This is a genomic window from Nocardioides sp. CPCC 206348 (assembly GCF_048654705.1).
GTDB lineage: Bacteria > Actinomycetota > Actinomycetes > Propionibacteriales > Nocardioidaceae > Nocardioides.
This window is the reverse complement of the sequence record NZ_JBMCZA010000202.1, coordinates 49,993-56,358: the sequence shown is the minus strand read 5'-3', so window position 1 is coordinate 56,358 and position 6,366 is coordinate 49,993. Positions and strand designations below refer to the sequence as shown.

General features: G+C 70.2%; 5 protein-coding genes and 1 pseudogene. 3 read left to right on the top strand and 3 right to left on the bottom strand.

Annotated elements, in window-relative coordinates; genetic code table 11:
- A pseudogene (locus tag ACOADB_RS19805) lies at positions 1 to 303 on the top strand (Ku protein); the annotation flags it as partial.
- A 3-nt stretch (positions 304 to 306) separates the two neighbouring features.
- Here ACOADB_RS19805 and ACOADB_RS19800 read toward each other — a convergent pair.
- Entirely contained in the window at positions 307 to 2,136 is a 1,830-nt protein-coding gene (locus ACOADB_RS19800) for a trypsin-like peptidase domain-containing protein (RefSeq protein WP_378602413.1), read from the bottom strand.
- A 10-nt stretch (positions 2,137 to 2,146) separates the two neighbouring features.
- A complete protein-coding gene (locus ACOADB_RS19795) occupies positions 2,147 to 3,475 on the bottom strand; it encodes a protein kinase domain-containing protein (protein ID WP_378602410.1) in 1,329 nt (442 codons plus the stop codon).
- Positions 3,476 to 3,656: 181 nt separating this feature from the next.
- Here ACOADB_RS19795 and ACOADB_RS19790 point away from each other — a divergent pair, with 181 nt between their 5' ends.
- Entirely contained in the window at positions 3,657 to 4,358 is a 702-nt protein-coding gene (locus tag ACOADB_RS19790) for a vWA domain-containing protein (protein WP_378602407.1), read from the top strand.
- Entirely contained in the window at positions 4,355 to 5,230 is an 876-nt protein-coding gene (locus tag ACOADB_RS19785; RefSeq protein ID WP_378602404.1) for a protein phosphatase 2C domain-containing protein, read from the top strand. The genes ACOADB_RS19790 and ACOADB_RS19785 overlap by 4 nt, the downstream gene beginning before the upstream one ends.
- A 15-nt stretch (positions 5,231 to 5,245) precedes the next feature.
- Here the strand turns inward: ACOADB_RS19785 and ACOADB_RS19780 are convergent.
- Positions 5,246 to 6,366, bottom strand: a 1,121-nt coding sequence (locus ACOADB_RS19780; protein WP_378602401.1) for a hypothetical protein, incomplete at its 5' end; no start/stop codon positions are given.

The following is a 6,366-nucleotide window of genomic DNA, read 5'->3' as shown; positions in this document are numbered from 1 at the left end:
GACTACGCCGAAGCCGTCGAGTCCGTGGTGAAGGCAAAGATCGAGGGCGGCGAGGTCAAGCGCACCGAGACGTCCGCCAAGACCGGCGGCGAGGTGGTCGACCTGCTGGCCGCCCTGCAGCGCTCGGTCGAAGCGGCCAAGAGCTCCCGCGGCGAGGACACGACACCGGCGAAGGAGCCCGCGAAGACCACCGCGAAGAAGGCTGCTCCGGCAAGGAAGACAGCCGCGAAGAAGGCTGCTGCCAAGAAGACGACCGCCAAGAAGTCCCCCGCGAAGAAGGCTGCTGCGAAGAAGGCCAGCTGACCGTCAGTCGACCTCGTCCTCGGCCCGGTCGATCAGTTCCTTCACGACGTCGATCGACCGGATCCGGCCGCTGGTGACGGTCGTGTCGCGGTCCGAGAAGAGTGCTGTCGGGATACCGATCAGCTCGCCGTCGTTGTTGATCGCCATGCCACCGGAGTTGCCCGGGGCGATGCGCGCGTCGGTGTCGAGCTCCGAGCGCGGCCCGAGGTCCGGGTCGTTGAGCACGGTGGAGATGACGCCGGTGGTCACCGTGATCGACTCGCCGGCACCGGCGACGGCCGGGAAGCCCAGGACGGTCACGTCGTCGCCCGCCCGCAGCTCGCCGGAGCTGCCGATCGGCACGGCGGGCAGGTCGAGCTTGCCGTCGAGGTCGCTGCCGTCGGCGTTCGCGTAGATCTGGATCACCGCGACGTCGAGGTGGCCGTCGGCCTCCACCACGCGGGCGCGGTAGGCGGCCGGGGCGTTGGTGTCCGTCATGCCGTCGGTCAGGGAGACCAGCAGGAACTCGGGGTTCGCGATCTCCTCACCGGAGTACTGGTCGTTGAGGCCCTCGGCCTCGGGCTCGGCGACGTGGGCGTTGGTGAGGATCAGTCCGTCCTCGCGGATGATCGAGCCGGACCCGTGGTAGTCGCCCATGCTGCTCGGATCGGACAGCAGATGGGTCTGCGCCGAGATCTTCACCGTGGCTGCCTTGGCCGCGTCGAGCTCCTCCCCGGTCAACGCCCCCATCGAGTTGGAGCCGCTCGGTGGCCCTCCGTCAGCGGTCTTGTCACCGTCGTCGTCGCGCCCGACCAGCAGGGCGATCCCGAGGACGCCCGCGATCAGGAGCAGGACGGCGGCCGCCGCACCACCGATCACCAGGCGCTTGCCCCACCGCCGGCGGGCGATCCGCTTCTCCTCCTCGACGGCGGACAGGATCGGGACGAGGGTGAGTTCGGGGCCGGCCACCGGGTGCCCGAGCCGCATGCTGATCCGCTCGTCGAACCTCCGGGTCGTGACCCGGCGGCCCTCGGCGAAGGTGCCCTCGTTGGACAGGTTGGTGTAGGCCCAGCCGCCCGGGAAGGGGTCGATCCGGCCGTGCACACGGGAGCAGGCGGGGTCACTGATCACGACGGTCGAGTCGCCGCGGCGACCGACGGTGATCTGGGCGGGGTGGCGGAAGCGGTGCTCGCGGCCCTCGGCCACCAGCAGCAGGTCCGGGCCGGTGCGCTGGACGGGCGGTCCTGCGTAGCCCTGCGGTCCGGCCTGCGGGCGCGGCGCAGCCGCCAGGACCTGGGTGGCGTCGTTGCCCGGGATCGCCGGCGGCAGGCCGGGGGCTCCCGCAGGACGAGCGCCCGGCGGTGCGAATCGCGCCGAAGGGTCGGGCGGTGGCGCCGAGGACATCGGCGGCATGGTGAGCTCGTCGGGCAGGCTCGGCATCGGCGGGATGCGCGACGGCGGTCCGGGCGCGGGCATCGGCGGGGGCGGTGGTGCGGCCAGCGGCGGAGCCGTCGGCGGCACGGAGGCGGGTACCGCCGGGGTGGCCGCGGCGTCGTACTGTGCGGCCGGGATGATCCTCAGGCTCGCGCCCTCGGCCGGAGGACCGCAACGCACCGAGATCGCGCGTTCCACGGGGTACTCGGTGACTCGCTCGTCGTCGACGTAGGTGCCGAACTGGCTGTCGTTGTCGACCAGGACCCAGCCGAACTCCGAGGCCTGGAGCTCGGCGTGCTGGCGCGACACCGATCCGGCGGTCAGGACGACGTCAGCCTCGATGGCCCGACCGATGCGGTAGACGGGCTTGCCTTCGAGACGAAGGACTCGTCCGTCGACCTCGACCACGAGAGCAGACATGGCCGTCACCCTATGCGGTCGCCCCGGGCGTCGAACCGCTCGGTCGACGCACCTGAACGGTGGAGTTGCGGATCTGGATCCGGGCGCCGTTGACCAGCTCGATCGTCCGGTCCGGCTCGAGCAGGAAGTTCTGGCCACCGGGGTAGGACACGGGCCACGAGAAGTCGGACGCGTTGTGCAGGCCCCAGCGATCGCGGGCCTCCGGGTGCTGGCGCACCTGGGCGAGCACCGTCGGGTGGTCGATCCCCGAGGTGAGGTGGTCGGACCGGATGGTGGTCTGCGGTCCGACCGCGACCGTGCGGCGCCCGATCTGCAGGATGTACGGCGGCCGTACCTCGGTCTGGTCCTGCCAGCAGGTGACGCTGTCGTCCTCCGGGCTCCAGAAGTTCGTCGTTCCGCAGGTCGGGCAGGCCAGCAGGCCGTCACGCAGCCGGTCCATCGCCTTGATCCACTGGCCCTCGGTGACCCGGGCACCCGGGTTGTCCAGGCCCTCCGCGAACGCCTGGATGAACAGGTCGCGGAGGAACTGCGGATAGATGTTCCAGTACTGCTGGACGATCTGCGCCGGCCGGTTCTCGGTCCGGTCCGGATGCATGCAGAACAGCGGCTCGGTCCCGAAGTGGGTCATCAGCCAGTGGGCGTCGCGCATGCCGGCGTCGGTGCGCGCGCCTTCGAGCGGGTGACCGAGGAAGAGCGAGTAGAACAGCAGCACGGCCAGCGAGTGCCGGTCGGTGTCGGTGTTCGGGAGGGTGCGGTACGTCGTGTCGCGCACGACCTCCGGTGCCATGAAGTACGGCGTCCCGAGGACCCGCCCCGTTCCGTTGTCGATGCCGACGTTGTCGTTGTCGCAGATCAGGACGTCACCGTTGGACGGGTCGAAGAAGACATTGCCGAAGGAGATGTCGCGATAGCAGAGGCCGCGGGCGTGCAGGCGCAGGAAGCTGTAGCTCAGCTGGCGGCACAGCTCGATGATCGAGGAGAAGGAGACGTCGAGCGGCTGTCCGTCGCGGTCCGCGTTGAGCAGCAGGAAGCTCAGCTCGAGGAAGCGCTGGTGCCGCAGGTGCATGACGTAGCCGAAGCTCGGCTCCGTGCCGACGCGAGCCATGCTGAGCGGCCAGAGGAATCGCTGGTGCGGCGAGCCGATCTCGACGAGCTGCTGCATCTCGTCGTACTGCTGCGAGGTCGCGCTCTCGGGCTTGTACCACTTGAGGGCGAGCGGCTCGCCGGTCTCGCGGCGTACCTCGAAGACGTAGCCCTGTCCCCCCTGGCCCAGCAACGAGGTCACCCGGGCGCGTCCCAACGGACCGAGATCGACCTCCACGCCCTCTGCCAGCACCATGGGTGTGCCCGACCTCCGTAATAGCTCCGCTCGACCTGCGTGACAATGTATAGCCTCAACAGATTCGGGGACGTTGAAACACAGTCCGGCCGACCGGTTCAGCGTTAGCGTTGGTCGAGACGCCCCGACAGCGCGGATCCGACCCACCCCGACACCCCGACCCATCGGAAGGAGGGCCCCGATGAGCGACAGACTCGGCGGTGCACTCGCGCGCAAGCCGTTGCACTTCATCTTCGTTCTCGACGTCTCGGGCTCCATGATGCGGGGCGGCCGTATCCAGGCGCTCAACAACGCGATCACCGAGGTCCTCCCCCACCTGAAGGACGAGGCGCGCGCCAACCCGCACGCCGAGCTGCTGATCCGGGTCCTCGCGTTCGCCAACGAACCGCACTGGATCATCGAGGAGCCGACGCAGGTCGACCAGATCCACTGGAAGCGCCTCGAGGCCGTGCCGCGCGGGTTCACCGAGCTGGGCAGTGCCCTGCAGACCCTCGCCGGCGCGCTCGACCACCTCGACGAGAGCAACAGCGCCTTCCCGCCGGCGATCATCCTCGTTTCCGACGGACGCCCCACGCAGAGCAGCGGCGTGACGTTCGCCGAGGGCCTGCAGGCCCTGCTGAACAACCGATGGGGCGCCACCGCCGTGCGGCTCGCGCTCGGGGTCGGCCGCGACGCCGACATGCACTCGCTGCGCCGGTTCATCGGGGACGAGGACGTCCCGTTGCTGCGTGCCGACAACCCCGAGCAACTGGTCGAGTACATCGTCTGGGCCTCGAAGGCCGCCAGCAAGGTCGCCTCCCGTCCGGTCGTCGGGCCGGGCACCGGTGTGACCGCCGCGCCTCCGAGCCCGATCGGTGACCCGATCTGGAGCACCCTCGGATGACGCACGGCTGGACGACGCTGTCCGGCACCACGATCGGTTCGGTCCACGTCCGCGATCAGCTGCCGCTCCAGGACTCCGTCCTGACGTGGAGTGACTACGAGAACGGCCGCGCCGTGATCGCCGTCGCCGACGGGCACGGCCACAAGCTGCACTTCCGCAGCGACATCGGCTCCGCCCTCGCAGTCCTCTGCGCGGTCGAGGAGCTGCGGCGCACGCTGGACGCCCTCGACGAGCTCGGCGACGGTGCGGACCACACCGCCGCCGAGGCCCTGCTCAGCGCCGCCGGGGCCGCCCTCGTGGACAGCTGGGTGACCAAGGTCGAGCACCACCTCGCGGCCCACCCGTACTCCGCGGCCGAGGACGCGCTTGGCGCGAGCGCCGACCCGCTGCGGGCCTACGGGTCCACCGTGCTGGCCACGGCCGCCGTGGGTGACCTGGTCGTCTTCCTCCAGATCGGGGACGGCGACTCCGTCCTCGTCTCGGCTGCCGGGGAGGCGTCGCGGCCGTTGCCGGAGGACCCCGACCTCGACGGGCTGCACACCAGTTCGCTGTGCCAGCCGCGGCCGGTCGACGCGCTCCGCGTCGCGGTCGTGGACGTGCGGGTCGACGACGTCGCCCTGATCTTCCTGTGCACCGACGGGTTCGGGCGCTCGCGCGTCGACGCCGACGGTTGGTGGCGCCAGACCGGCGAGCAGCTCCTCGACTTCAGCCGCAACCGCGGCCTGGTCTGGGTCCGCGAACAGCTCCCCGAATGGCTTGCCGAGCCCGCCCTCATCGGCGGTGACGACACCACGATGGCCCTGATGGTGCGCACCGACGTCGCCGGGATCAGCCGGCCGGACCTGGCCGACACGGTCCCGGTGCCCGACTGACGACCCGACTCACGATCAGTCGCTCGGCCACCAGTCCTCGAGCTTCTTCAGGTTGCCGTCGAAGCTCCACGCCACGCCGTAGCAGAAGCAGTCGGACAGGTTGTAGTCCCAGTAGAGCGTGGCCGTGTCGCCCTCGCTGTTGCGATAGGCGTAGTAGGCACCCTCGGCCTTGCCCTCGCCGAACTTCCAGGTGCCGCCGCCACCCTGCTTGCCGCCGCCGGTGCCGGCTTCCTCGTACTTCCCCTTGTAGTACTTGCGGTCCTCGCTCAGCAGCTTGCGGGTGGTGTAGCGCCCGACCGTGACGACGATCCCCTCGACCGCCGTGCACGAGCTCTCCTCCGTCTCTCCGACGAAGAAGGTGCGCTGGCGCGTGCACTTCGAGACATCCATGTTGATGTTGATGAAGTCCCGCAGCACCGGGTGCTGGGGGTTCGTCGGTTCGGGAACGCGCGGCGACGTCGCCTTGTAGGTCGTCGTCACGGTGTCGATCTTGACGCTGCCCTCGCCCGTGATCGTCGCCGACTGCAGCGCGGAAGTGGTGTCCCAGTACACGAGTGCCGGGGCCGAGCTCCCGCCGCGCTCCGGATCGAACTCGTAGAGCGCCGTCGTGCCGTTGTCAGCCGTCAGCGTGCCGGCGCGGTAGTCCAGCCGAGCCTTGCGTGCCGCGGTCAGGGACGCCTCGTCGAGGTAGGTGATCAGCTTCAGCTTGCCGGCGCTGACGACGCAGTCGATGACCTCGGCCTGGCCGGTCGTCGGCGTGCCTGCGGCGCAGTCACTCGTCCCGGCACTGATGGTGGAGGCCAGTGCGTTGTATCGCTCGTCGAGCGCGTCGGCGTCGACGTCCACGGTCGGGGTGTCGGAGGTCTCCGGCGACTGGCCGCCGTTGCCCTTGCTGGACTTGTCGTCGCCGCTGGCGAGGACGAGGCCCGTGATCCCGCCACCCACCACCACGACACCCGCGACGGCGGCAGCGATCCAAACGACGTGGCTCTTCTTCTTCCGGGGCGGCTGGCCGAAGCCGGGGGCAGGCGGGTAGCCGCCCGCGACGCCGTACGCCGGGGTGCCGTACGGCGTTCCCTGTGGCGCGGACTGGTACCCCGGCAGCACGGTCGGCGGGCCGGCCTGCTGGCCCGCCT